The organism is Ferrimonas kyonanensis DSM 18153 (genome assembly GCF_000425405.1).
Classification (GTDB): domain Bacteria; phylum Pseudomonadota; class Gammaproteobacteria; order Enterobacterales; family Shewanellaceae; genus Ferrimonas; species Ferrimonas kyonanensis.
In genome coordinates, this window is record NZ_KE384366.1 from 80,157 (window position 1) to 102,781 (window position 22,625).

General features: G+C 59.4%; 19 protein-coding genes. 7 read left to right on the top strand and 12 right to left on the bottom strand.

Going from position 1 to position 22,625, the window contains the following annotated elements; translation table 11 throughout:
• Positions 1–36: 36 nt before the first annotated feature.
• The 4 genes from putA to H598_RS0119150 form a co-directional block, all read right to left on the bottom strand.
• Positions 37–3,207 carry a bifunctional proline dehydrogenase/L-glutamate gamma-semialdehyde dehydrogenase PutA gene (gene putA, locus H598_RS0119135; RefSeq protein ID WP_028114437.1) on the bottom strand — a complete coding sequence of 1,057 codons (3,171 nt, stop codon included), beginning with the start codon at positions 3,205–3,207 and terminating at the stop codon, positions 37–39.
• Between the two features lie 258 nt (positions 3,208–3,465).
• The gene (locus H598_RS25030) at positions 3,466–4,092 is read right to left on the bottom strand and encodes a TIGR04211 family SH3 domain-containing protein (RefSeq protein ID WP_051252884.1); all 627 of its coding nucleotides are present in this window, start codon (positions 4,090–4,092) and stop codon (positions 3,466–3,468) included.
• Between the two features lie 71 nt (positions 4,093–4,163).
• A complete protein-coding gene (locus H598_RS0119145; protein WP_028114438.1) occupies positions 4,164–5,432 on the bottom strand; it encodes an inorganic phosphate transporter in 1,269 nt (422 codons plus the stop codon).
• A gap of 27 nt (positions 5,433–5,459) precedes the next feature.
• A complete protein-coding gene (locus H598_RS0119150; protein ID WP_028114439.1) occupies positions 5,460–6,140 on the bottom strand; it encodes a TIGR00153 family protein in 681 nt (226 codons plus the stop codon).
• Positions 6,141–6,375: 235 nt separating this feature from the next.
• Between H598_RS0119150 and H598_RS25035 the strand changes: the two genes are divergently transcribed.
• Positions 6,376–7,290 carry a CYTH domain-containing protein gene (locus H598_RS25035; protein WP_051252885.1) on the top strand — a complete coding sequence of 305 codons (915 nt, stop codon included), beginning with the start codon at positions 6,376–6,378 and terminating at the stop codon, positions 7,288–7,290.
• On the opposite strand, the gene H598_RS25040 is transcribed toward H598_RS25035, so the two are convergent.
• Complete coding sequence (locus H598_RS25040) at positions 7,208–8,035, bottom strand: potassium channel family protein (protein ID WP_084144541.1); 828 nt, start codon at positions 8,033–8,035, stop codon at positions 7,208–7,210. The genes H598_RS25035 and H598_RS25040 overlap by 83 nt on opposite strands.
• Positions 8,036–8,042: 7 nt before the next feature.
• A complete protein-coding gene (locus H598_RS0119165; protein WP_028114440.1) occupies positions 8,043–8,927 on the bottom strand; it encodes a DUF350 domain-containing protein in 885 nt (294 codons plus the stop codon).
• 73 nt (positions 8,928–9,000) lie between these two features.
• Here H598_RS0119165 and glnE point away from each other — a divergent pair, with 73 nt between their 5' ends.
• Together glnE and H598_RS0119175 are read left to right on the top strand one after the other, a co-directional pair.
• Positions 9,001–11,820: a bifunctional [glutamate--ammonia ligase]-adenylyl-L-tyrosine phosphorylase/[glutamate--ammonia-ligase] adenylyltransferase gene (gene glnE, locus H598_RS0119170; RefSeq protein WP_028114441.1), complete on the top strand. Its 2,820-nt coding sequence runs from the start codon at positions 9,001–9,003 to the stop codon at positions 11,818–11,820.
• A 61-nt stretch (positions 11,821–11,881) separates the two neighbouring features.
• Positions 11,882–12,352: a hotdog fold domain-containing protein gene (locus H598_RS0119175; protein WP_028114442.1), complete on the top strand. Its 471-nt coding sequence runs from the start codon at positions 11,882–11,884 to the stop codon at positions 12,350–12,352.
• Between the two features lie 51 nt (positions 12,353–12,403).
• On the opposite strand, the gene lpxL is transcribed toward H598_RS0119175, so the two are convergent.
• Entirely contained in the window at positions 12,404–13,327 is a 924-nt protein-coding gene (lpxL, locus tag H598_RS0119180; RefSeq protein ID WP_028114443.1) for an LpxL/LpxP family Kdo(2)-lipid IV(A) lauroyl/palmitoleoyl acyltransferase, read from the bottom strand.
• A gap of 95 nt (positions 13,328–13,422) precedes the next feature.
• Between lpxL and hldE the strand changes: the two genes are divergently transcribed.
• The 4 genes from hldE (at position 13,423) to H598_RS0119200 (ending at position 16,502) form a co-directional block, all read left to right on the top strand.
• Positions 13,423–14,856: a bifunctional D-glycero-beta-D-manno-heptose-7-phosphate kinase/D-glycero-beta-D-manno-heptose 1-phosphate adenylyltransferase HldE gene (gene hldE / locus H598_RS0119185; RefSeq protein WP_028114444.1), complete on the top strand. Its 1,434-nt coding sequence runs from the start codon at positions 13,423–13,425 to the stop codon at positions 14,854–14,856.
• Positions 14,856–15,689: a hypothetical protein gene (locus H598_RS0119190; protein WP_028114445.1), complete on the top strand. Its 834-nt coding sequence runs from the start codon at positions 14,856–14,858 to the stop codon at positions 15,687–15,689. The genes hldE and H598_RS0119190 overlap by 1 nt, the downstream gene beginning before the upstream one ends.
• Before the next feature lie 222 nt (positions 15,690–15,911).
• On the top strand, positions 15,912–16,154 hold the full coding sequence (locus tag H598_RS0119195) for a hypothetical protein (protein ID WP_028114446.1): 243 nt from the start codon (positions 15,912–15,914) through the stop codon (positions 16,152–16,154).
• A gap of 9 nt (positions 16,155–16,163) precedes the next feature.
• Positions 16,164–16,502 (top strand): hypothetical protein, encoded by a 339-nt coding sequence (locus H598_RS0119200; RefSeq protein WP_028114447.1) that lies wholly within the window; start codon positions 16,164–16,166, stop codon positions 16,500–16,502.
• Between the two features lie 140 nt (positions 16,503–16,642).
• On the opposite strand, the gene H598_RS0119205 is transcribed toward H598_RS0119200, so the two are convergent.
• The 5 genes from H598_RS0119205 to H598_RS0119230 all read right to left on the bottom strand — a co-directional run bounded on the left by H598_RS0119205 (position 16,643) and on the right by H598_RS0119230 (position 22,514).
• Positions 16,643–17,833, bottom strand: coding sequence for a carbohydrate porin (locus tag H598_RS0119205; protein ID WP_051252886.1), 1,191 nt, complete (start codon positions 17,831–17,833; stop codon positions 16,643–16,645).
• A 39-nt stretch (positions 17,834–17,872) separates the two neighbouring features.
• Positions 17,873–19,213, bottom strand: a complete 1,341-nt coding sequence (locus tag H598_RS0119210) for a metal-dependent hydrolase family protein (RefSeq protein WP_028114449.1) — start codon at positions 19,211–19,213, stop codon at positions 17,873–17,875.
• A gap of 466 nt (positions 19,214–19,679) precedes the next feature.
• Positions 19,680–21,059 (bottom strand): NAD(P)(+) transhydrogenase (Re/Si-specific) subunit beta, encoded by a 1,380-nt coding sequence (locus H598_RS0119220; protein WP_028114450.1) that lies wholly within the window; start codon positions 21,057–21,059, stop codon positions 19,680–19,682.
• A 6-nt stretch (positions 21,060–21,065) separates the two neighbouring features.
• Positions 21,066–21,344: an NAD(P) transhydrogenase subunit alpha part 2 gene (locus H598_RS0119225; RefSeq protein WP_028114451.1), complete on the bottom strand. Its 279-nt coding sequence runs from the start codon at positions 21,342–21,344 to the stop codon at positions 21,066–21,068.
• Positions 21,345–22,514, bottom strand: coding sequence for an NAD(P) transhydrogenase subunit alpha (locus H598_RS0119230; protein WP_028114452.1), 1,170 nt, complete (start codon positions 22,512–22,514; stop codon positions 21,345–21,347).
• Positions 22,515–22,625 lie beyond the last annotated feature (111 nt).

Genomic DNA, 22,625 nt, shown 5'->3' on the forward strand with positions numbered 1-22,625 from the left:
GCCGAAGCGCGGGCTTTTTATTGAATTGCGGACGGGTTAGCCATCGCCGAGAGACAGCAGGGTGGCATTGCCGCCAATGGCGGTGATGTTGTTGCTGCGAGTCTTCTCGGTGACAAACCGGGTCAGGTAGTGAGGACCACCCGCCTTAGGGCCAGTTCCGGACAAGCCCAGGCCTCCGAACGGTTGTACTCCGACCACGGCACCAATCTGGTTGCGGTTGATGTAAGCGTTGCCGACGTTAACCTGATCGGCGATGGACTGAGCGTGAGACTCGTTGCGGCTGTGGATCCCCAGGGTGAGGCCAAAGCCGGTGCTGTTGATCTCATCCACCACTTGCTGCAGTTGATTGGCCGGGTAACGAATCACATGCAAAATCGGACCAAAGTGCTCCTGCTCCAGCTGACCGATGTGGCGAATCTCGACCGCGGTCGGCTGAACGAAATGGCCGTGGTCGCACTCCGCCGACAGGGGCGTCTGGAAGATCAGTGTGCCCTCTTTGCCGATGCGATCGATGTGGCCGTTGAGGTTGGCCTGGGCGGTGGCATCGATGACCGGGCCGAGGTCGGTCTTGAACAGGGCCGGGTTGCCCACATGCAGCTCGGCCATGGCGCCCTTGAGCAGTTCAATCATTTTGTCGGCGATGTCGTCCTGCACGTAGAGCACCCGCAGGGCCGAGCAACGCTGGCCGGCACTGGCAAAGGCCGATTGCACCACATCCAGCACCACCTGCTCCGGCAAGGAGGTGGAGTCGACCACCATGGCGTTCTGGCCTCCGGTTTCCGCCACCAGAGGGACGATGGCCCCTTCACGGCCCGCCAGTGAGCGGTTGATCACCTTGGCGGTCTGGGTCGAGCCGGTAAAGCAGACGCCGGCGATGCGGTCGTCACCGGTGAGGGTGCCACCAACCAGGGCGCCGGTACCAGGAAGCAGTTGCAGCGCACCGGTGGGGATACCCGCTTGGTGAGCCAACTGCACCGCCCGGTAGGCGATCAGGCTGGTTTGTTCCGCCGGTTTGGCGATCACCGTGTTGCCGGTAACCAGGGCCGCGACCACCTGCCCCAGGAAGATCGCCAACGGGAAGTTCCATGGGCTGATGCACAGGAAGGTGCCTCGTCCCTGAACGAAGAGTTCGTTCAGTTCGCCGGTAGGACCGGGCAGGGTGGTCGGCTCACCTTGCATCTTTCGGGCCTGTACCGCGTAGTAGCGACAGAAGTCCACCGCTTCCCGCACTTCGTCGACGCCGTCCTGCAGGGTCTTGCCCGCTTCGCGGGTGCACAGGGCGATCAGCTCCTCCCGGTGGCTTTCCAGCAGATCGGCCAGAGTTTCGATGGCACTGGCCCGCAAATCCACGTCGGTGCGGCTCCAGACTGGGAAACTGGCATTGGCGACCTGAACCGCTTTCTCGATGGTGTCGGCATCGGCAAAGTGCACCTGGCCTACCTTGTGAGTGTGGTTCTGCGGGCTGGTGACCGATTGCTCTTCGCCGCAGAGCAGGGCGACGCCGTCCACCAGCGGGGCGGCCTGCCACTGGCTGTCTTTAAAACTGTCCAGTTTGGCGAAGAAGGGGCGGGATTCTGCGGCAATGTTCATGTTGATTCCTTTCGAGTTCTGACGCTCATTGCCAAAGATGGCCGCTGGCAGAACAATCTTATTATTATGCAGGGTGGCGCAGGCGGTTAGGGTGCTGACGGGGTGAGCGATCAGGCTGCTGACTGGGGTGTTGGGATCCACCAGTTTGTGCACAAACGACGTGTTGGCGCCGTTTTCCAGCAACCGGCGAACCAGATAGGGCAACAGGTCTTCATGGGCGCCCACCGGGGCATAGATGCGTACCCGTGGGTGATGCTGGCGGATCACAGGATCATACAACTCCTGGCCCATGCCGTGCAGACGCTGGAACTCAAATTCCCGCTCGCCAGCCATATCCAGAATGGCCGCCACGGTGTGGGCGTTGTGGCTGGCAAACTGCGGGTAGATGTTGCCCTGGGTCAGTTCTGACAACAGGAAGCGGGCGCAGGCCAGGTAGGAGGCATCGGTGGCGGCTTTGCGGGTGTAGACCGGGTAGTTTTTCACTCCCAGTTGCTGGCAGTGCTTGATTTCGGTATCCCAGTAGGCGCCTTTTACCAGTCGAATCGGGATGCGATCCCCCTGCTCTTTCGCCAGAGCGTTGAACCAGCACAGGACCGGCAGGGCGGTCTTGGCGTAGGCCTGGACCACCACGCCGAAGTTGCCCCAACCGCGGTTGGCGTCGCTGCGATACAGCTTTTCAAACAGGGACAGGTACAGTTCCAGCCGATCCGCCTCTTCCGCATCCAGGGTGATGCCGACATTCAGTTGTCGTCCCTGAGTGATCAGCTTGATCATGGTCTGGTACAACTCATCCAGCACCCGTGACGCGTTGGCGGCATCGTATTTGGGGTGGATGGCGGACAGCTTGACCGAGATGCTGGGTAGGGGAGCGTCACTGTTGTTATAGCGATGATTGCCCAGAGTATTGATCGCTTGGCTGTACTCGCGGAAATGGCGATCAGCATCGCTTTGGGTCAGGGCGCCCTCGCCGAGCATGTCGTAGGAGTGGGTGTAACCGATGCCACGGTTGGCATCACTGTTTTTCAGTGCCTCGTCGATGTTGCGTCCCAGCACAAACTGCTTGCCCATGATCTTCATGGCCGCGTACATCGCTTTGCGAATGATCGGCTCGCCGACCCGGTTTACCAGTCGCGCCAGCAGGTTGTTGGGGTTGCCGTCCAGCGTCTTGTCCAGAGTGACCACCTTGCCGGTGAGCATCAGCCCCCAGGTGGAGGCGTTAACCAGTACCGACTCTGAGCCTTTCAGGTGTTTGGCCCAGTTGGCACCGGACAGTTTGTCTTCAATCAGGGCATCGGCGGTGGCGGCGTCGGGAATGCGCAGCAGCGCCTCCGCCAGGCACATCAGGATGATGCCTTCCTGAGTGTCGAGGCTGTACTCCTGCAGGAAGGCATCGATGCCGACGGTCAGTCCCTTCTTCTCGACGCTGCGGACCTCAGTTACCAAGGCCTCGGCCCGAGTGGTGATGCGGGTCAGGGTTTGCTGGTCCTGCGGAACCAACTGCAGTAGCTCTTTCAGATAGCCCTGCTCATCGGCAGAGTGATTGAGGCTAATGGCCTCTCTCAGGCTGCTGAGATCCGCAGGGGTTCCATTAGCCAGTACTTGGCTTGCTTTAAACATCGCGTGTCCCTCTAATTCCATGGGGGGGCACGAATTGCTGTGATCTGGGTTATTTTTGTATACAATCCGCGCCAATGGCGCGCACAGTATATCGCTAAATTGTGACCTGGAACAGCTCTTGGCTAAGGATTATTCAGTGGTCGGCGGACAAACAAAAGGCGCCCCTGTGGGGCGCCTGAATTGTCGCGGTAGCATGAGGAGTAATCGCTTTAGAATCAGCCTATTGAGTCATTAATCACTCAATGTTGGCCGACCGTCTTAGACCCAGCCACCCTGGGATTTGCGTCGACGTTGAGGTCGTGGCAGGTAGGCCAGAATCAACCCCACCAGCAGGCCGCCGCCGGCCACCATGCCCCCTTGCTGCAGCCACTGCCAACGTTCGTTGTTTTTCATGCTCTTGTTTTCTCGCTTGAGCTGCTCATTCTCGATGGAGAGCGCGTCGAGGTTGGTTTTCAGATCGGCCTCGACGTTCATGGCCGCGCGCTGGCCGTCCTCGAGTTGGCTGTTCAATTGCTCAACCTGACTCAGCAACTGGCTGTTTTGCTGCTGCTGTTGCTGAAGTTGCTGCTGCAGGTTGTCGACCTGCTGATTGAGGCGAGGAACCGCCAGGCGAAAACTCTCACTCTGGGCCAGTTGGTCCTGCTTGATCCAGCCGGTGCGGCCTTTGTCATCGGTGATCTGGACGTAGTCACCCTGAGTCTCTCCGGTGGGGGTGACCGGTGTGCCGGCGGAAACCGAACCCAGGATGCGGAACTGAGTGCCGGGCCCGGCGACCAGGTAGACGTAGATGTCTTCGGAGATACTGAACTCTTGTGCCTTTACCGGCGCGCCTACTGCAAACAGAAGACTGAGCAGAAAAGCAGAACCTGCTAATGTCTTGCGCATGTTTTTGTGCCTTTTCAAAACCAAAAAAACCCGCTGCCCGTTAAGACAGCGGGTATTATCTTACCCTGATATTAACCCATAATGGCGCGAATCAGGTAGAAGATTACGATCGACAGACCCGCACCGGCAGGCAGGGTGATGACCCAGGACACCACGATGTTGCGTACCACGCCCAGGTTCAGGGCGGCGATGCCACGAGCCATGCCCACACCCAATACCGCACCGACCAGAGTCTGAGTGGTGGAGATTGGCAGGCCGGTACCGGAGGCGATCACTACGGTCGACGCGGCGGCCAGTTCGGCGGCGAAGCCACGGCTTGGGGTCAGGTGGGTGATGTTCTTGCCGATGGTGGTGATTACCCGGCTGCCCAGGGTCGCCAGACCGATAACAATACCGACGCCACCCAGAGGCAGAATCCACCAGGCCAGACCGGCTTTGGCGGTAATGGCACCTTCGGCGTGGACGATGGAGACCACGGCGGCCAGCGGACCAATGGCGTTGGCAACGTCGTTGGAGCCGTGCGCAAAGGCCATGCCACAGGCGGTGACGATCATCAGTACCGCGAACACCTTCTCCACGTTGGCGAAGTGGGTGTCTTTGTTGGCACTGGGGTCGAGCTTGAGACGGCCGATGAAGAACTTACCGATGACGGCAACAATCACCGAAACCAGCAGGGCCAGCGCCCAGGCTTCGGCATTGTCGAAATGCAGACCGACGTGCTTCAGACCTTTCTTGATGGTCACCAGAGAGATCACCAGGCCAGCCAGACCCATGTAGAAAGGCACCCAGCGCTTGGCGTTCTTGAGCGGATCTTCGGTATCAAAAATCAGCTTTTGGGCACTTTGGAAAATCAGATAGGCGATAAAGCCGGCGATGGCGGGGGTCACAATCCAGGAGCCGACGATGCCGGCAACCTTGCTCCAGGAGACGGCGTCAACCCCGACTCCCACGGAGGCAAAACCGATGATGGCGCCAATGATGGAGTGGGTGGTGGACACCGGCCAACCGAGGAAGGAGGCCGCAACCAGCCAGATGCCGGCAGCCAACAGAGCGGAGATCATGCCGTACACCAATAGCTCTGGGCTATCGACGAAGTAGGCGGAATCGATGATCCCCTTACGGATTGTCGAGGTCACTTCGCCACCAGCCAGATAGGCACCCGCGAACTCGAAAATCATTGCAATGATAATGGCCTGCTTAATGGTCAGTGCGCCGGAACCCACCGAGGTTCCCATCGCATTGGCGACGTCGTTGGCGCCAATACCGTAAGCCATCAGAAAACCGAATACTGCAGCCACCAAAATCAACCAGGGGCCGTAATTTACCAGTACTTCAACCATGGTAAAACCTTAACTATTGTTTTCGCATCATGCGCGAGCGAGCATCAACTCCAGACGTGAGCCTACACGCTCTGCCTGGTCGGCCAAATCGCCGGCCCACTCAAGAATTTTGTACAGGAACATCACATCCACAGGATTAAGGGTGTCCTCAATGCTGAACAAACGACGGCGCAGAATAATCTGCATGTGATCGGTGTCGTCTTCGATGCGGTCCAGTTGCTGAATCATCTCTTCGACCAGGTTCACTTCACGGCCACGGAAGCCGGTTTCCAGAAGATCGTCCAGTTCGTTGATGGCCTTGGCGGCTTGAGATACTGCGTCAATGCAGCGTTGTAGATAGGCTTTTAAATCTTCCTGTAGTTCTGCAGGCATCACCATCTCTCGTCCAATAATGCGGCCGGCAATGTCTTTGGCCTTATTGGCGATCTTATCCTGCTGAGTCAGAAGCTCGAGCATGTCGGTACGTTCTACCGGCATGAACAGGCCCCCGGGCAGGGTCAGACGGATCTCCCGCTTCAGAGAGTCGGCTTCGCGTTCCAGGCGGCTTACTTCCGCTTGCAGGGCGCGGGCGTCATCCCACTGTTGGTCGATTACCGCTTCCATAAATGGAATCAGCTTTTTGGACGCTTCATGCACTTTCTGCATGTGCTCTTGAAGCGGTTTAATCGGTGACTTTGCAAAGACACCTAAGATCGAGTTCACTGGCATAGCCAAATAACCTTCTGGGTATTGAGCTCAATTGCATTGGCGCGCGCATGTTACCCTATGCACCAATATAAGCAACATCAAATAGTCGACCTTGGGGGGTTCGTTTTAGAACCATGCGCTATAAACGCATCGATTTTCAAGGCCGGGCGAATCCTAGGACAGTTGTGTGACACTTATATGACAATGTGACACCTTGCTGACAGTAAATTGAAGATTTCACTAATTTTAACTGCTTATGGAAACTGAATTAAAGCTTCTTTTGACCGGGGTGAACCACCATCAGCTCGCCGATGCCCTGTCGGAGCATGGCCAGGTGCTGGGAGAATCACGGCACTATCTAATTAATCGCTATTTCGATACGCCGGCCCTGGATCTGCGTCGAATGGACATTGGTCTAAGGGTACGCCAAAAGGGCCAGGCCCGTGAACAAACCATTAAAACCGCCGGTACCTCGGTCGCCGGTGTCCACAGTCGGCCGGAGTATAACCTTGACCTCGAGGGTGACTGGCCGGACTTGAGGGCGTTTCCGGCCGGGGTGTGGCAGGGGGCGGACGTGGCCGAATTGCAGCGTCAGTTGCAGCAGCAGTTTGCCACCAATTTTGAGCGTCACGCCATCGAACTGTTGTTGGCGGACGGTACTCGGCTGGAGGTGGCGCTGGATCAGGGGCAGGTGTTGGCGGCTGGTCGTAGTGACGCCATCGATGAGTTGGAGCTGGAGCTGATCGAGGGCTCGCTGGCCAGTGCGCTGACCCTGGCCCAGGGGCTGGCACAGCGATTTGCGCTGCGCCTGGGGCGGGCCAGTAAAGCGGCCAGGGGCTACCGGCTGGCGGGATTGCAGCCGCCGATGGCTCTGGAGACGGAAGCGGCCCCCAGCCTGGCGCAGGGGCTGGCGGCCTGGCAGGCCAATGAATCGGCTTTGCTGGCCGAGGGTGCCGCTGCCTGCCAGGCTTTGGTCACTCAGTTCAATGCGCTGACCCAGGCGCTGATGGCCACTGAGCCGGCGCTGGCGATGCGCCTGGGGGCGCTGGGACAATCTTTGATGGACGCCGAGGACCCCGAGCGTCGGCTCAGGGCGTTGTTGGCGAATCCGGGCTATGGTCAGGCTCAGTTGGCGTTGTTGGCACGGGTACTGGCGCAGGAGCCGGAGTAAGGGTTTCCAGCCGGGCCAGAATCTGTTCATTTTGTTGATGCAGATGCTTGAGCTGTCGCTCAAGCTCATCGGAGCGCTGCTGCAGCTGCTGGTTTTGCTGGTGCAGCTTTTCTTCCTCTTCGGGGGAGACAAACACCGACGCCAGGTAACCGGCGACGATGCCGAAGAAGCTGACGCCACAGACGATCACCACCGCGCCGATGACGCGTCCCTCCATGGTCACCGGATAGAAATCGCCGTAGCCCACGGTGGAGATGGTCACCAACGACCACCAGATGGCGTCTTCGGCGGTGGTGATGTTGGCGCCCGCCACGCCGTCTTCAAACAGCAGAATCAGCACCGACGACAGGGTCAGTACCGTGACCAGCCCCACCAGCAGGCTGGTGACGGTGGTTTCCCGCTTGTGCTGCAGAAACGGCGTCAACAGCGATCGGCTCATGCGCACCAGGCGGATGACCCGCAGCACTTGAAAAATCCGCGCGTAACGCAGTTGTTCGATCATCGGCAACGAGGCAACCAGATCGATCCAGTGGTCGCGAATGAAGTGCCCCTTGTGAACCGATTTAAACAACCCCCAGAAAAAGTTGCTGATGAACACCATACAGATGGCGAAATCGAGGAGGATCAACAGCCGAATCGATTCCTTGGTTTCGTCGTTGAAGGCGATGACCAGCACGATGATCACCGACAGCAGCGACAGCAGCATCATTCCCAGTTCTCTGGGGCTTAGTGAGTCTTTATTCATAATTCTCTCAATTCATGATGGCATCGAGTAACCAGGCCACGCCGATCCATTGGGCGGCGGCAAGGGCGGCGATACCGCCATTGTCCTGCAGGGCAATCTCTTTGTCCGGATTGATCTTGAGCATCACCCAGGTACTGAGCAACCGCTGCCACAGGACCAGAATCACCAGGCCTACCAGGCTGATGCTTAGCCATTGCCACAACAGGGACAGCGGCTGATGAACGTTGCCATCGGTCAGAGGGATGGCATTGGCCATCACCATGGCCGAGGCCAGGATGATGCCACTGTGGTTCAGGGCCACCGAACGTTGGTCCTGACCAATGGCTTGCTGAAACGGGCCATAGCTTCGGCGGTTGTGCAGCCACTGAATACCGTGACTGATGGCGGTCAGCAGCGCCAGGCTGGCGAGGTAGAGGAGACTGTAGCTGATGAACGCCATGAAGTTGGGGGCGGGGGTCAGTTGTTGAAGCAGGGCGCGCACCACCAGGGCAGCGGCGATGGCGGCGCTGGCATCGGTCAGAGCCATGGCCAGGTTGCCCGCCAGTATCTGGGTTTTCTTCTCGACGCGATCGATGGCGAAACGGTCGTTGACCCACAGGCTGATGCGGATCAGCAGCAGGCCACCGAGGCCGAAGCTGGCCAGACTCAGTCCCTGCTCGAGATAACCGGCCGCGGCCGTCCGCGGCAGGATGCCACTGATGACCATGGCCATGGCCAGCAACGACCCAGAGGTACTGATGCCAAAGGCAACGTTGTCACGGTCGGCCAGTTCCTGCTGACTGCTGACCCCCTCCCACCAGCCCTGGCTGAAGCGTAATAGGGTAAACAGCGCCAGACTGACACCGATATCCAAACCCAGGTATCCCCAGTCTGGTTGCCACCATTGAGCCATTGTCACCCGCTGCCTTCCTCCCTGGTTTCTGCTAAGGTAATCGCAGAAAAATCCGTCATCACAGGAAGTTATTATGAGCCTGCCGTTTGAGTTCGACAACCTCCCTTCGCCGCTGCAGCAGCAGGCTCGGCATCATTTTGGCCGATTGGATTCCGCGGCGGCGGCAAATCTGCCGCCATTGCAGCGGCAGCAATTGCTGCTGTTGTTCGCCATCTCTGATTTCATCGGTACCCAGATGAGCCGCGACAGCCAGTGGTTGCCACCGTTCTTTGCGTCCTTGTCACAGCACCTGCGGCATCCTCAGTACCTGCCCGAGTTGACACAAACACTGGCCCGGTGTCAGTCAGAAGCCGAGGCCAAGCGGGCACTGCGGCAGTTCAGGCAGCGGCAGATGATGCTGATCGCCAGTCGCGACATTCTCGGCTACGCCGGACTGGACGAGTCGCTGGCCCACCTGTCAGAGTTGGCCGAGGCGCTGATTGTGGCCAGCCGCGACTGGCTGGCGGAGTTTATGTCCGGGCGCTACGGCTACCCCTGTGACGCCGAGGGGGAACGGCAACGCCTGTTGATTCTTGGGATGGGTAAGCTGGGCGGTGGTGAGCTGAATTTTTCCTCTGACATCGATCTGATCTTTACCTACCCGGAGAACGGCAGCACCGACGGCGACCGACAACTGGACAATCAGCAGTATTTTATTCGTCTCGGCCAGAAGCTGATCGGTTTGCTGGCCGACGTGGACGGTGACGGTTTCTGCTACCGGGTAGACATGAGACTGCGTCCCTTTGGCGAGGCCGGACCGCTGGCCGTCAGCTTCGATGCCATCGAGGACTACTATCAGGAACAGGGGCGTGAGTGGGAGCGTTACGCCATGGTCAAGGCCAGGGTGATGGGGGCCAGCGAACCCGGAGACGCGCTGGCGAAGTTGTTGCGACCCTTTATCTATCGTCGTTATCTGGACTTTTCCGCCATCGATGCCCTGCGGCGGATGAAGGCGTTGATCGAGTCTCAGCTCAGGCGCAGCGCCCTGACCAATAACATTAAACTTGGCCGCGGCGGCATTCGTGAGGTGGAGTTCGTGGTGCAGACTCACCAACTGATCCGCGGCGGCCGGGAGCCAGCACTTCGGCGTCAGCAACTGCTGCCGGTGCTGGCGGAGCTGCAGCGCAGTAACTGCATTACCGGTCAGGATTTTCGTCGCCTCCATGACGGTTACCGTTTCTTAAGGCGGCTGGAAAATCTGTTGCAGGCGCTGGCGGATCAACAGACACAGACCCTGCCGGACAACCGGGAGGATCAGCTGCGGCTGGCGCTGACCATGGGGTACGCCGATTACCCGCAGTTGCTGGAACAGATTCAGACCCATATGGATGGCATCCATATGGTGTTCAAGGAGACCATCGGTGGTGGCGAGCAGGACGAGGAGGAGCTGGGTGAGCTGCCGGCATTGTGGCAGCACCCGGAGCCGGATGTGGACGCCATCTTGACTGAACAGGGGCTGGAGGCCGAGCTGGCGGCGCCGTTGATGCGGATTCGCAGCGAGTTCTCCCGTCGCACCATCGGCCCCCGGGGACGCGATACCCTGGACAAGTTGATGCCGAGGCTGCTGCTGGAGCTGGCGGGCAATGTCGGCCAGGTGCAGTTGTTTGAGCGCACGGTGGCGGTGGTGGCCACCATTTTAACCCGGACCACCTACCTGGAGTTGCTGCTGGAAAACCCCGCCGCTCGGCAGCAGTTGGTGCGCCTGTGTGCTGCCAGCCCTTGGATCGCCGAACAGCTGGCGGCCTATCCGATCCTGCTCGATGAACTGATCGATCCCATGCAGCTGTATCAGGTGCTGCCCCAGGATGGCTACGCGGCCCAGCTGCGGGAGTTCCTGATGCGGGTGCCTGAGGAGGACATGGAGCAGCAGATGGAAGCATTGCGGCAGTTTAAGCAGATCAGTCAGCTGCACATCGCCGCCGCCGATGTCACCGGAGTGTTGCCGGTGATGAAAGTCAGTGACCACCTGAGCTGGTTGGCCGAAGCCATCATCGAGCAGGTGGTCAATCAGGCCTGGCAACAGCTGCTGGTGCGCCACGGAGCGCCGGCGGGGGTTGGGCCGGACAAGGGCTTTGCGGTGGTGGCCTACGGTAAGTTGGGGGGGCTGGAGCTGGGGTATGGCTCGGATCTGGACCTGGTATTTCTGCATAACGCCCAACCGGGCAGCACCGACGGCGACAAGCCCATCGACAATGGTCATTTCTACCTCAAGCTGGCTCAGCGGGTGTTGCACCTGTTCTCCACTCGCACCCTGTCCGGCATTTTGTACGAGGTGGACATGCGCCTGCGGCCTTCCGGTGCCTCCGGGTTGCTGGTGAGCCACATCAACAGTTACGCCGACTATCAGCGCCAGGAAGCCTGGACCTGGGAGCATCAGGCCCTGGTGAGGGCGCGAATGGTGTACGGTGACGCGGAGTTGGTGAAACAGTTTAACGGCATTCGTGAGCAGGTGTTGTGTCAGCACCGCGATCGGTCGGTGTTGACCCAGCAGGTGGCTGAGATGCGTCAGAAGATGCGCGATCACCTGCTCAAAGGCGGCGCCGACCAGTTCGACTTGAAACAAGGCCCCGGCGGCATTACTGACATCGAGTTCATTACTCAATACCTGGTGCTGGCCCACGGCGAAGCGATGCCGGAATTGACCCGCTGGTCCGACAATGTCCGGATTCTGGAACTGGCGCTGGAGAAAGGCTTGCTCAGCGCCGAGCAGGCCGACTTGCTGGTGCGCACCTATACCGACATTCGCGACAGCAATCACCACCTGGTGTTGGCGGGGCAAAGCGGGGTGATTGCGCTGCAGGACCGGCCGCCGCTGTGTGAGCAAGTGGCGGCGTTGTGGCAGGCGATTTTTTGACATTGATCACAGTAGCGGGAATAATCACCCTAAACTGATCCGACCAGTGACAAGGAAGAGTATGTCAGACAACTATCTGCTCAAGTTACGTAAGCGACTCGGGGTGTTGCCCTTTGGTGATTGGCTGCTGATGCGGGTGGTGGCCAACAAGGCTCCCTACTTTAAAACCATCTCCGCCCGTCTCGATGGGCTGGAGCCCAACCGTGCCAGCTGCGTGATCCCCAAGAAGCGCAAAGTCGAGAACCACATCGGCACCGTGCACGTGATCGCCATCTGTAATGGTCTGGAGATTGCGATGGGGCTGGTGGCCGAAGCGTCGATACCCAAGCACCTGCGCTGGATTCCCAAAGGGATGAGCCTGGACTACACCGCCAAGGCGGGCTCAGACATTCGCTGTGTGGCCGAGACCGATGCCGATGCCTGGCAACCGGGTAACCTGCCGGTTAGCGTCACCGCTTACGACGACCAAGGCACGGTGGTGGTCAAAGGGGTGATCAACCTGTGGTTGTCGGAGAAGCCGGCTCGCCACTGAGCCAGGCGGTCAATGGACAGACGCCCGCGATGAAGCGGGCGTCAGCAGGGGTCAGTAGAATTTGGGATCGTCCGGGTTGGGCCGGGTTTTAAAGCGCCGGTGCAGCCACATGTACTGCTCGGGACGGCGGCTGATCAACGACTCCAGAATCTTATTGCCGCGTTCGGCATCGGCCTGATCACTGTCGCCGGGGAAGTTCTCCAGTGGTGGCAACACCTCGATGGTGTAGCCGGAGTGATCGGCATTGCGCTCGACAAAGAAAGGCATCACCTTGGCTTTACCCAGCTTGGCCAGGGTCGAGGCCCCGGTCACGGTGACGGCCTGGTCTACGGCAAAGAAGGGGGCAAACACCGCTCCTTTTCGGCCGGCGTCCTGATCGGCGGTATACCAGATCACCTCTCCAGCCCGCAGCGCCTTGACCATCTGCCGAACCTCTTTCTTTGGAATCAGCCCCTTGTTGGAACGCAGCCGGCCTTTCACCTGCAGGTATTCCATGAATTTGTTGTTGTGGGGCCGGTAGACGCCCACACCGGGGCAGTGCTGACCGAACAGCCGGGCGCCGGGCTCCAGCATCAGGCAGTGAGCGGCAAACAGGATCACTCCCTGACCGTCCGCTTTGGCCTGATCGATGTGCTCCATCCCCTTCAGGGTCATGTGGCTTTGAATGCGGGCATCGCTCCACCACCAGCCGTTGACGCAATCAAGCAGCGCCATGCCGGTTTCGGCGAAGTTGGCATCGAGCAGGGCTTCCCGCTCGGCGTCGCTTTTGTCAGGAAAACACAGCTTCAGATTCACCCGAGCCACATGAGCGCGTTTTTTCAACAGCCGTTTCAATACGCCGCCAAGGGCTTTCCCCAGCCGCCACTGGATTGGCAAGGGCAATAAAACCAGTACCTTGAGTACGGCAATGCCGAGCCACATGGGCCAGAATCTGGGGTGCAGAAACGCACGATCAAATTGAGCGTCGGTGACCATGGTAATCCCATTAAAAAAGAGTGAGCTGGGTATTCTAACAGCCCTGCGGGGCGCTGTGATACACTTTGCTGCATTGCATTTAACTAAGATTCGCTATGAAAGTTTCCCTGCCTGCTTTTGATCAAGCTCGAGTGCTCGTCGTCGGTGATGTGATGCTCGATCGTTATTGGACCGGCCCTACTGGCCGCATCTCACCGGAAGCACCGGTGCCTGTGGTCAAGGTGGAGCAGATCGAAGATCGCCCCGGTGGTGCCGCCAACGTGGCCCTGAACATTGCCGCCTTGGGTGGCCAGGCTCAATTGGTGGGGCTGGTGGGGAAGGATGAAGCCGCCGATGCCCTGAGAAAAGGGGTCGAAGGCCTGGGTGTCCGTGAATCTCTGGTGGAGGTGGCTCAATGGCCCACCATCACTAAGCTGCGGGTGCTGTCCCGCAACCAGCAACTGATTCGGCTGGACTTCGAAGAGTCCTTTGCTCCCATCAGTCCGGCTCTGATCGCCGAGCGCACCGAGTCGTTGCTGCCTGGCGTCGGTGCCCTGGTGCTGTCCGATTACGCCAAGGGCGCCCTGACCGACGTCGGTGAACTGGTGCGACTCGGTCGCCAGGCCGGAGTTCCGGTACTGGTGGATCCTAAAGGCAGCGATTTTGAGAAGTACCGCGGCGCGACCCTGTTGACCCCCAATATGAGCGAATTTGAGCAGGTGGTGGGACCGGTCGCCGATGAAGCGGATCTGGTGGCCAAGGGCCAGGCACTGATTCAGCAACTGGAACTGGATGGCTTGCTGGTGACCCGCTCGGAAAAAGGGATGACCCTGTTGGAGCCGGGGAAACCGGAATTGCATCTGCCTGCCGCCGCCCGTGAGGTGTACGACGTCACCGGTGCCGGCGATACGGTGATCTCGGCGCTGGCGACCGCGCTGGCGGCCGGCTCGCCGCTGGATCAGGCCTGCGCCCTGGCCAATGCGGCGGCCTCGGTGGTGGTCGGAAAGCTTGGCACCTCGACGGTTTCGGCGCTGGAACTGGGGCAGGCGGTGGCCCATAACCATCAGGAGGGCGGTTACGGGGTGATGTCGGAAGCCCAGCTCAAGTATGCGGTCGACAGTGCCAAGGCTCGCGGCGAAACCGTGGTCATGACCAACGGGTGTTTCGACATTCTCCATGCCGGTCACGTCAGTTACCTGCAACAGGCGCGGGAGTTGGGGGATCGCCTGATCGTGGCGGTCAATACCGATGCCTCGGTGCGCAAGCTGAAAGGGGACGGCCGTCCGGTCAACAGCGTCGATCGTCGCATGGCGGTCCTGGCTGGACTGGGTGCGGTGGATTGGGTGGTACCGTTCGCTGAAGACACCCCGCAGCGGTTGATCGGTGAGGTGTTGCCGTCGGTACTGGTCAAAGGCGGTGACTATCGGGTCGAGGAGATTGCCGGCGGTCAGGAGGTGATGGCCAACGGTGGCGAGGTTAAAATTCTGGGCTTTGAGGATGGCTGCTCCACCACGGCCATTATCAACTCGATTCAGTCCCGGGCCGACTGATGCTGGTTACCCTGCTGTTGGCGGCAGGGTTGACCATGCCGTCGGCGCCGGTGTGCGATCGCGCCGAACTGCCGGCCTGTGTGGCGTCATTGCCGCCGTCACTGCGGCGATCGTTTCCGTCCCTCTGGGGGCAGTCTGCCGAGCAACAGGCCGCCCATTTGAGCCGGCAACTGGACGGTCAGGGTGCGGTAACCCTGCTGCTCGAACAGCAGGCACTGATCGTGACCGATCGTCGTCGCATTGCCCAACCACACATCGTGTTGCTGGACGGCAGGGTCATCGAATGGCCCAGTGTTCATAGCCCGTCTCTGGCCCTGGCTCATGAACAGGGGCACCTGCTGCCCCGCTCTCTGGGACAGGCGTTTCGAGCCCCCCATTGGCCCAGCCCCTGGGCCGACGAAGTGGTGGCCGATCTGCATCTGCTTTGGCAGAGCGCCCGCCGCGGCGAGCTTGACATGGCCTGGCGCCTGTATCACCTGCGCAACATCAATCTGATTCAATCGGCACCGGACTGGAGCCACTGGAGTGTGCCGGTGCTGTATCCCTGGTTGTCGCAGCCACGGCGATTGCAGCGTGCCGCCGAGGCATCGTTCGAGTCGATGCTGCTCGAGAGTCGCTTTACCCTGTCAGACCTGAATCATTACCGCATGCTGGGCCAGCGTCAATTTGGCGGCTCGCCCCACAGCAGCGGCTTTCCCTATGTGCCACCGCCGCTGGTGCAACGTTGGTGGCGAATGCTGGAGCCGACCCTGTCGCTGTTGCTGGCGGCAGACTACCCAAGCTATCGTCAGCGGGTGGAGTCGATGATGGTGAAATCCGCTAATTCACGGTGATTTTCGTCACTGCCCTGCTGACCCCAAATTTAAAATTCCAAACCAATCAATGGTTTAACTTTTTTGGTGTAAAAGTTGCTACATTGTGGTTACTGCCGGGCTTGACCTCCCGGCAGCGACGGGAAACCCCCCGCCTTGACGACAACGACCGCCCATCGCCGCTGGACCTCGGTTCGGCGGCGATGGGCATTGACGAGAACAACACAACCAAAGGGAGCGGATATGTTTAGCTCGGGAACCATTATTGCAGTCGTCGCCATCGTGATGGGATGCCTGGTGGCGATGATTGAATCAAAACACAAGAGCCAGAGCCGGGCCAGCCGGGGCCAGCTGGAGAAGCTGCAGCAGGAGTTGCAACAGGCGCGCAAGCAGACCCTGGCGCTGCAGGAGCGGGTCGAAGTGCTGGAGAAGATCGTCACCGATTCCGGCTTTGATCTCAAGCAGGAGATATCCCGGCTGGGATAGGGAGGGGCTATGGAATCCATGATTCTGATCCTGGTATTTGCCGGGTTGATCCTGTGGGGCCTCGGCTCGCTGGTATTGAACGACAGCAACAAGTCCAAGCTGAAGCAGCATTACGACAAGTACACTTCCGTTATCAACAAGGTGCTGGGGAGCGGCGATTTGGCCGCTGAGATGGATGCGTCAGGGGAGGCGGAATCCGAGCCGATGGCGCAGCGCCTGCAGCAACTCGAGCAGCAGTTGGCGGCGCTCAAGGCGCAGTCGGAAAACGACCGCCGGCGCATTGAAACCCTGGAGGCGTTGGTGACCGACAGCGGCCATCAGGTTGACCAGGCGATTCGGCACCTCTGAGTCTTTACGGGCTCCGTTACCGCCCGGCTCAATAACCACAAACGGCTTGATGCTTGAGGTGGCGGCATCACTAAAGTGATACGGATGCGCTGGACTTCGTCCCCTAGGCTTGCCCAACCGCGGCTTGGGTGTCGAGGGGATTACCAGAACAGTCGGGCCCGAATGCCGGCGATCCAGATCTGGTCCTGGTCCGGGTTGAGGGCGGGATCGACGATAAGCTGCAGATCCGGTGTCAGCTCGAGGTGTTGGCCCAGTTTCATGTAGTAGAAGGCTTCGGCGGTGTACTGGTCGCTGCCGGCGTCAGCCCAGTTGACGGCAAAGCCGAAGTGGTTTTTGGGCGCCAGCATGCCGTAGTAGACCACGCCCAGGCTCAGTGACTCCTTGATACCCAGCAGGCTGCCATCCTGGGCATTACCGTAGCGGACAAAGGGCAGCCAGTTGCCCTTCATCACCGAGGCTGAGAGGTTGAAACCCTGGTCGCTGGCCTGGTTGAGAAAGTCGCTGTTGTCCGACTGCCACAGGGTCAGGTGGATGTTGTTGAGGAAGATCTGCTGCTGTGAAGAGGTCCAACCGAGTTCTAAGCTCTTAAAGTAACGGTTGTCGCTGAAGAAGTTGTCGACGCTTTCCAGGGGACGGGTGGGATCCGCCTCCATGTCGCTGATGCCGGCGATGACAAACAGGCTGTCGGTGAGCATGTGACCCATGGCCACGCCGAAGGTGGCGTCGCTGGGAAGGGCGATGGTGTTGGTGCCAGTGCTGAAGGCGAAGTTCATAAAGCCGGTCCACGGACTGGCGGCAGCGTAGACATCGACATAGTCGGTGACATCCATAAAGCCGGCGATCAGAGTACCCTCGCCGTCGGACAGGGTCTGTTTCCAGTAGAGGTTGGTGAGTCTGCCCTTCTCGTCACTGAAGGGGGGCGTAACCAACCCCAGGCCGCCGGCGCCAAACTCAAAATTCTTCACCGAGGTGTCGCTGTAGCTGTGCCGGTGTTCCAGCTTCCACACCAGGGAGCCGCCCCCGTTCTGCGGCTGTCCCTGAGGGCGCCAGGAGCCGTAGAACCTTACCATGCCGCTGACCGCCTCCTTGTCGGAGCCCGGCAGCACGGTGTCGGCGTACAGACCCACCGCCGAGTAGTCGAGGCCTAACTCAATCCCTTTGGCAGACCACTGTTCCCGAAGGGGCGTCTGCTGATCGCTTTTATCGGCGCTGATCTGGTTGTCGACGGCGTCGGGACCGCCAAAATTGGTATCGCTGGCGGCCGCACCAGTGACAACCAGTGGCAACAGCAGGCCCACAAGCGCCGCATGGGGATGATAACCGTTGTGCATCGCAAACCCTCTTGAAGGTGGTCGGTCAGGTGCTTGGAATCAAAGGGAGTTCTTGTGGATCTTGCCATCTTTCATGATCACCTTGAACTTGTCGGTGTAGTCATTAAGAATGGCGATCTGCTCGAGCGGATTGCCGTCGACAAGGATCAGATCGGCGTACGCCCCCGGTTCGATCACCCCCAGCTTGCCGTACTTGTAGGGATTCATGCCGCCGGACCAGCTCAGTACCTCCGCCGCGCTGGAAGTGCCCATCTTCATGATCTGAAAGGGTGAGAAGCCCACTTTGGACATCCACACCATGTTGTCGGCCTGGCGTAGATTGTAGGCTGGGCCGAACATGTCGCCGCCGGTGACGATCAGCAGGTCGTGTTTGCGAGCCCATTGGAACATCTGGGTGGCCCCCTTGTTTACCGAGGCGGCCTTGGCTTTCTGGTCCGGGCTGAAGAAGGTGATTGATTCCGGTTCGGCGAAGGCTTCCAGAGACATCACCGCTTGTGCTGATAATGCCACTCCCTCTTTCTTCATTCGCTTAATGGTTTTCTCCGAGACCAGGAAGTTGTGCTCGATAACCTTGACCCCAGCGTCGATGGCCCGGTTGACTGAGCGATCGTGGTAGGCGTGGGCCATCACATAGGTACCGTAGTCCTCGGCGACCTCGACGATGGCTCTCATCTCCTCCTCGGAGAACTGGGTGGTGTGGATGGGATCGAACTCACTGGCGACGCCGCCGCCGGCCATGATCTTGATCTGAGTGGCTCCGGCGCGCAGGTTCTGTCGCGCGGCCCGGCGGGCCTCGGTAACACCATCGACGATGTAGCCGAAGCCGTGACGCTCAAGATCATCCACCCGTCCTGGCACGTCATTGAAGCTACCGGTGTCGGCGTGGCCGCCAGTCTGGCTGAGAAAGCCTCCGGATGGATAGAGCCGGGGACCCTGCAACAGGCCATTGTTGATCGCTTTGGCCAGGCCAAGGATGTTGCAACCGGTGTCCCGGGCGGTGGTAAAGCCCTGGTCCAGGTACTGCATCATCGATTGGTGAGCCCTGGCGCCCATCGCCATCTGGTCATAGGCATCTCGTCCCACCAGCATCCCCTCCTGAATGCAGAAGTGAGCGTGCATGTCGATAAGCCCCGGGATCAGGGTCATTCCCTTGCCGTCGATGAGGGTGGCGTTGGTGTGCGCGCCGGTGTCGCGGCCTACCTTGGCGATGAGGTTGCCCTCGACCAGAACATCGACATTTTCAATCAGTGAGTCGTTTTTGCCGTCAAACACGTTGACGTTCTTGATTAGAATCTGGTCTTGCTCGTTGCCGTTTGCGACGCCGCTCAGGCTGGTCACAACTGCCACTGCGGCAACGAATAGGCGCACTACATTCTTCATCAGCTACTCCTGCTGTCGAACTTCATGGGGGGCTGTTGCCTCCCTACGGGGGTGAAAGGCCTGCCATTCCCCTCGAGCCATCCGGGCCAGAAAAGGGTGACAGGGCTCAGGCAATGCTATCCGGGCTTGGTTTGGTAACCGGTAACCTGCTCTCCTTTGGGACGGGGCTGGAGAGGAGTCGCATCCGCTATGAGCGGGGTTCGGTAATCTAGTCTAGTCGAGAAATCTGGCTTTGCCATGGATGAGCAGTGCGGTTCAGACGGTAATTGCCCCTGTTTTTTCTACGGTTTTCCGGTGCATGTTTGCCGAAGGGGCGGGGAGTTTGGTGGTTATTGGCCAAGGTCAACGCCACCGGCGTCAAACCAGTGGGGGCTGCTGGCGGGGCTGTCCTGGCTCTGAATGATGACCATGAAAAAAACGGAGCCTAATGGCTCCGTTTTGGGTTGTTTGCTGCGCTAGCAAATCGTTAGTCGGCTTCGTTGAGGCTACCGGTGAGGTCGATGATCGCCTTTTTACCATCGCCAAACAGCATCAGGGTGTTGTCTTTGGCGAACAGCGGATTCGGCAGGCCGGCAAAACCCGGGCTCAGGGAGCGTTTTACCACCACCACGGTGCGGGCCTTGTCGACATTCAGAATTGGCATGCCGTAAATCGGGCTGCCCTTGTCTTCCCGGGCCATGGGGTTGGTGACGTCGTTGGCGCCGATCACGATGGCCACGTCGGTCTGTTCAAACTGAGGGTTGATGGCGTCCATCTCCACCAGTTGGTCGTAGGGCACTTCCGCTTCGGCCAGCAACACGTTCATGTGACCCGGCATCCGTCCGGCCACCGGGTGAATGGCGTATTTCACTTCGGTACCCCGGCCTTCCAGTACGTCGGCCAGTTCCCGCACCGCGTGTTGGGCCTGGGCCATGGCCAGACCAAAACCGGGGACAATCACCACTCGCTCGGCGGTTTCCAGCATCATCGCCACCTCTTCCGGGGAGGAGGACTTAACCTTGCCTTGATACACCTCGTCGGCATCGATGATCTCGCCGGCTTCGGCCATCACCCCAAACAGGACGTTGGTCAGGCTGCGGTTCATCGCTTTACACATGATCTGGGTCAGAATCAGGCCGGAGGCCCCCACCAGGGCACCGGACACAATCAGTACGGTGTTGTTGGAGATAAAGCCAGCGGTGGCCGCGGCGATGCCGGAGTAGGAGTTCAGCAGGGCGATGACCACCGGCATGTCGGCGCCGCCGATGGGCAGTACCAGCAGAATGCCCAGCAGCAGGGCTGCGGCCACCAGGGCATACACCAGCATTGGGCTCGGATCCATCACCAGGGCGATCACCAGGCCGACGGACACCAACAGCAACAGGCCGTTGACCAGGGTGTTGCCGGGTACGGCAATGGACTTACCGGAGATGATCTCCTGCAATTTACCAAAGGCGATAAAGGAGCCGGACAGGGTTACGGCACCGATCAGTATGGTGGCGCCGACCGACACCTGGGCCACCAGGCCGGTGGCTGCCGCCGGATCCATGAAGTTGGCCAGGGCCACAAACAGCGAGGCACCGCCACCGAAGCCGTTCAGGGCGGCCACCATTTGTGGCATGGAGGTCATCTGTACCCGCTTGGCCATGATGGCGCCCAGGGCGCCACCGGTGACCACACCGGCGATGATCCACTCATAGCTGAGGATCTGCTGGTCAAACAGGGTTACCACCACGGCAATGAACATACCGAGTGACGAGAGACGGTTACCGCGTACGGCGGTTCTGGGTTTGGTCAGGTTCTTGATGCCGAGCACGAAGAACACCGCGGCCACCAGGTAGGCCAGGTAGATTATGGCTGTATTCATCGTGTCTTACTTCCTTTTGAACATGGCCAGCATGCGGTTGGTTACCATGTAACCGCCGATGACGTTGATGGTGGCCAGGGTCACGGCGATGAAGCCGAGCACATTAACCAGCATGCCGGAGCCGGAGCCTGCGGACAACAGGGCCCCCACCAGGGTGATGCCGGAGATGGCATTGGAGCCGGACATCAGCGGCGTGTGCAGCGTGGGCGGTACCTTGGTGATCAGTTCGACGCCAAGGAAAATGGCGATAACAAACAGGGTTAATAACAACAGCAGGGTTTCCATTTACGCCTCCTCCTTGTCGATGGCGGGCAGGTTGAGCAGTTCACGAATGCGGCCATTGACCACCTGGCCCTGGTAGGCTGTGACGGTGTCGTGGACAATTTCGTCTTCGAAATCGAAGTACAGATCGCCGTCGTCGGTGATCAGGTGACGAATCAGGTTTTCCAGGTTGGTGCCGAACATCTGGCTGCCGTGGTTGGCGGTGCTGGCGACGATGTTATCGGGACCGGAGATGATGACACCGTTGACGGTGATCACCTTGCCCAGTTCGGTCAGTTCACAGTTACCACCACCTTCGGCGGCCAGGTCGACGATCACCGCCCCGGGTTTCATCTGCGCCACCATCTCTTTGGTGATCAGCGTCGGTGCCTTACGGCCGGGAATGGCGGCGGTGGTGATGACGATGTCTTGCTGTGCCAGCACGTTGGCCATGGCCTGTTGTTGCTTGGCAATGAACTCGGCGGATTGCTCCTTGGCGTAACCACCACTGGATTCGGTATCGGCGTCTTCAATGTCCAACTCCACCGGACGGGCACCAACGGAGAGGATCTGCTCTCGGGCCGCCGGACGGATGTCGTAGGCCTCGACCACACCACCGAGACGTTTGGCGGTGGCACAGGCCTGCAGACCGGCTACACCGGCGCCCATAATAAAGGTGCGGGCTGGTTTCAGGGTGCCGGCGGCGGTCATCATCATCGGCATCAGTCGCGGCGTCAGTTCGGCCGCCTGAATCACCGCCTTGTATCCGGCGATGGTGGCGTTGGAGGACAGCACGTCCATGCTTTGGGCTCGAGTGATACGTGGAATCAGCTCCAGGGCCAGGGTGTTGATCCCTTTGTCGGCGGCTTTTTGGGCACTGTCCGGGTGGCCGAGAGGATCCATCATGCCTATCAGGGTCTGGCCTGACTGCAACTGGTTGAGCAGCAGCTCCAGTTGCTCGCCTTTGGCATGCAGGGTCAAAATCAATTCGGCGCCGTCCAGGGTGTGCTGGCGGTCAGAGCCGATGGTCGCTCCACTGTCGAGATAGTCTTGATCGGTAAAGCCGGCTTCGAATCCGGCCTGGGTTTCAATCGTTACCTGGGCGCCCGCCTTAACGAGCTTGGTGACGTTGGCGGGTAACAGAGCGACGCGGGTTTCGCCGGCGAGTTGCTCCTTGATCACTGCGATCTTCACAACGCTATCCTCTAGCAGATGGGTTTATCGATTACTAATTGTTGGCTTTTAAGCGCAAACCACTGAGTATTTTGAACTAATTAATATGCGATGCTAAGTCAAAAAACCCAA

Coding starts and splice junctions, on each gene's coding strand:
- putA (WP_028114437.1), bottom strand. CDS start 3,207: ATGTTTAAAGCAAGCCAAGTACTGGCTAATGGAACCCCTGCGGATCTC.
- H598_RS25030 (WP_051252884.1), bottom strand. CDS start 4,092: ATGCGCAAGACATTAGCAGGTTCTGCTTTTCTGCTCAGTCTTCTGTTT.
- H598_RS0119145 (WP_028114438.1), bottom strand. CDS start 5,432: ATGGTTGAAGTACTGGTAAATTACGGCCCCTGGTTGATTTTGGTGGCT.
- H598_RS0119150 (WP_028114439.1), bottom strand. CDS start 6,140: ATGCCAGTGAACTCGATCTTAGGTGTCTTTGCAAAGTCACCGATTAAA.
- H598_RS25035 (WP_051252885.1), top strand. CDS start 6,376: ATGGAAACTGAATTAAAGCTTCTTTTGACCGGGGTGAACCACCATCAG.
- H598_RS25040 (WP_084144541.1), bottom strand. CDS start 8,035: ATGAATAAAGACTCACTAAGCCCCAGAGAACTGGGAATGATGCTGCTG.
- H598_RS0119165 (WP_028114440.1), bottom strand. CDS start 8,927: ATGGCTCAATGGTGGCAACCAGACTGGGGATACCTGGGTTTGGATATC.
- glnE (WP_028114441.1), top strand. CDS start 9,001: ATGAGCCTGCCGTTTGAGTTCGACAACCTCCCTTCGCCGCTGCAGCAG.
- H598_RS0119175 (WP_028114442.1), top strand. CDS start 11,882: ATGTCAGACAACTATCTGCTCAAGTTACGTAAGCGACTCGGGGTGTTG.
- lpxL (WP_028114443.1), bottom strand. CDS start 13,327: ATGGTCACCGACGCTCAATTTGATCGTGCGTTTCTGCACCCCAGATTC.
- hldE (WP_028114444.1), top strand. CDS start 13,423: ATGAAAGTTTCCCTGCCTGCTTTTGATCAAGCTCGAGTGCTCGTCGTC.
- H598_RS0119190 (WP_028114445.1), top strand. CDS start 14,856: ATGCTGGTTACCCTGCTGTTGGCGGCAGGGTTGACCATGCCGTCGGCG.
- H598_RS0119195 (WP_028114446.1), top strand. CDS start 15,912: ATGTTTAGCTCGGGAACCATTATTGCAGTCGTCGCCATCGTGATGGGA.
- H598_RS0119200 (WP_028114447.1), top strand. CDS start 16,164: ATGGAATCCATGATTCTGATCCTGGTATTTGCCGGGTTGATCCTGTGG.
- H598_RS0119205 (WP_051252886.1), bottom strand. CDS start 17,833: ATGCACAACGGTTATCATCCCCATGCGGCGCTTGTGGGCCTGCTGTTG.
- H598_RS0119210 (WP_028114449.1), bottom strand. CDS start 19,213: ATGAAGAATGTAGTGCGCCTATTCGTTGCCGCAGTGGCAGTTGTGACC.
- H598_RS0119220 (WP_028114450.1), bottom strand. CDS start 21,059: ATGAATACAGCCATAATCTACCTGGCCTACCTGGTGGCCGCGGTGTTC.
- H598_RS0119225 (WP_028114451.1), bottom strand. CDS start 21,344: ATGGAAACCCTGCTGTTGTTATTAACCCTGTTTGTTATCGCCATTTTC.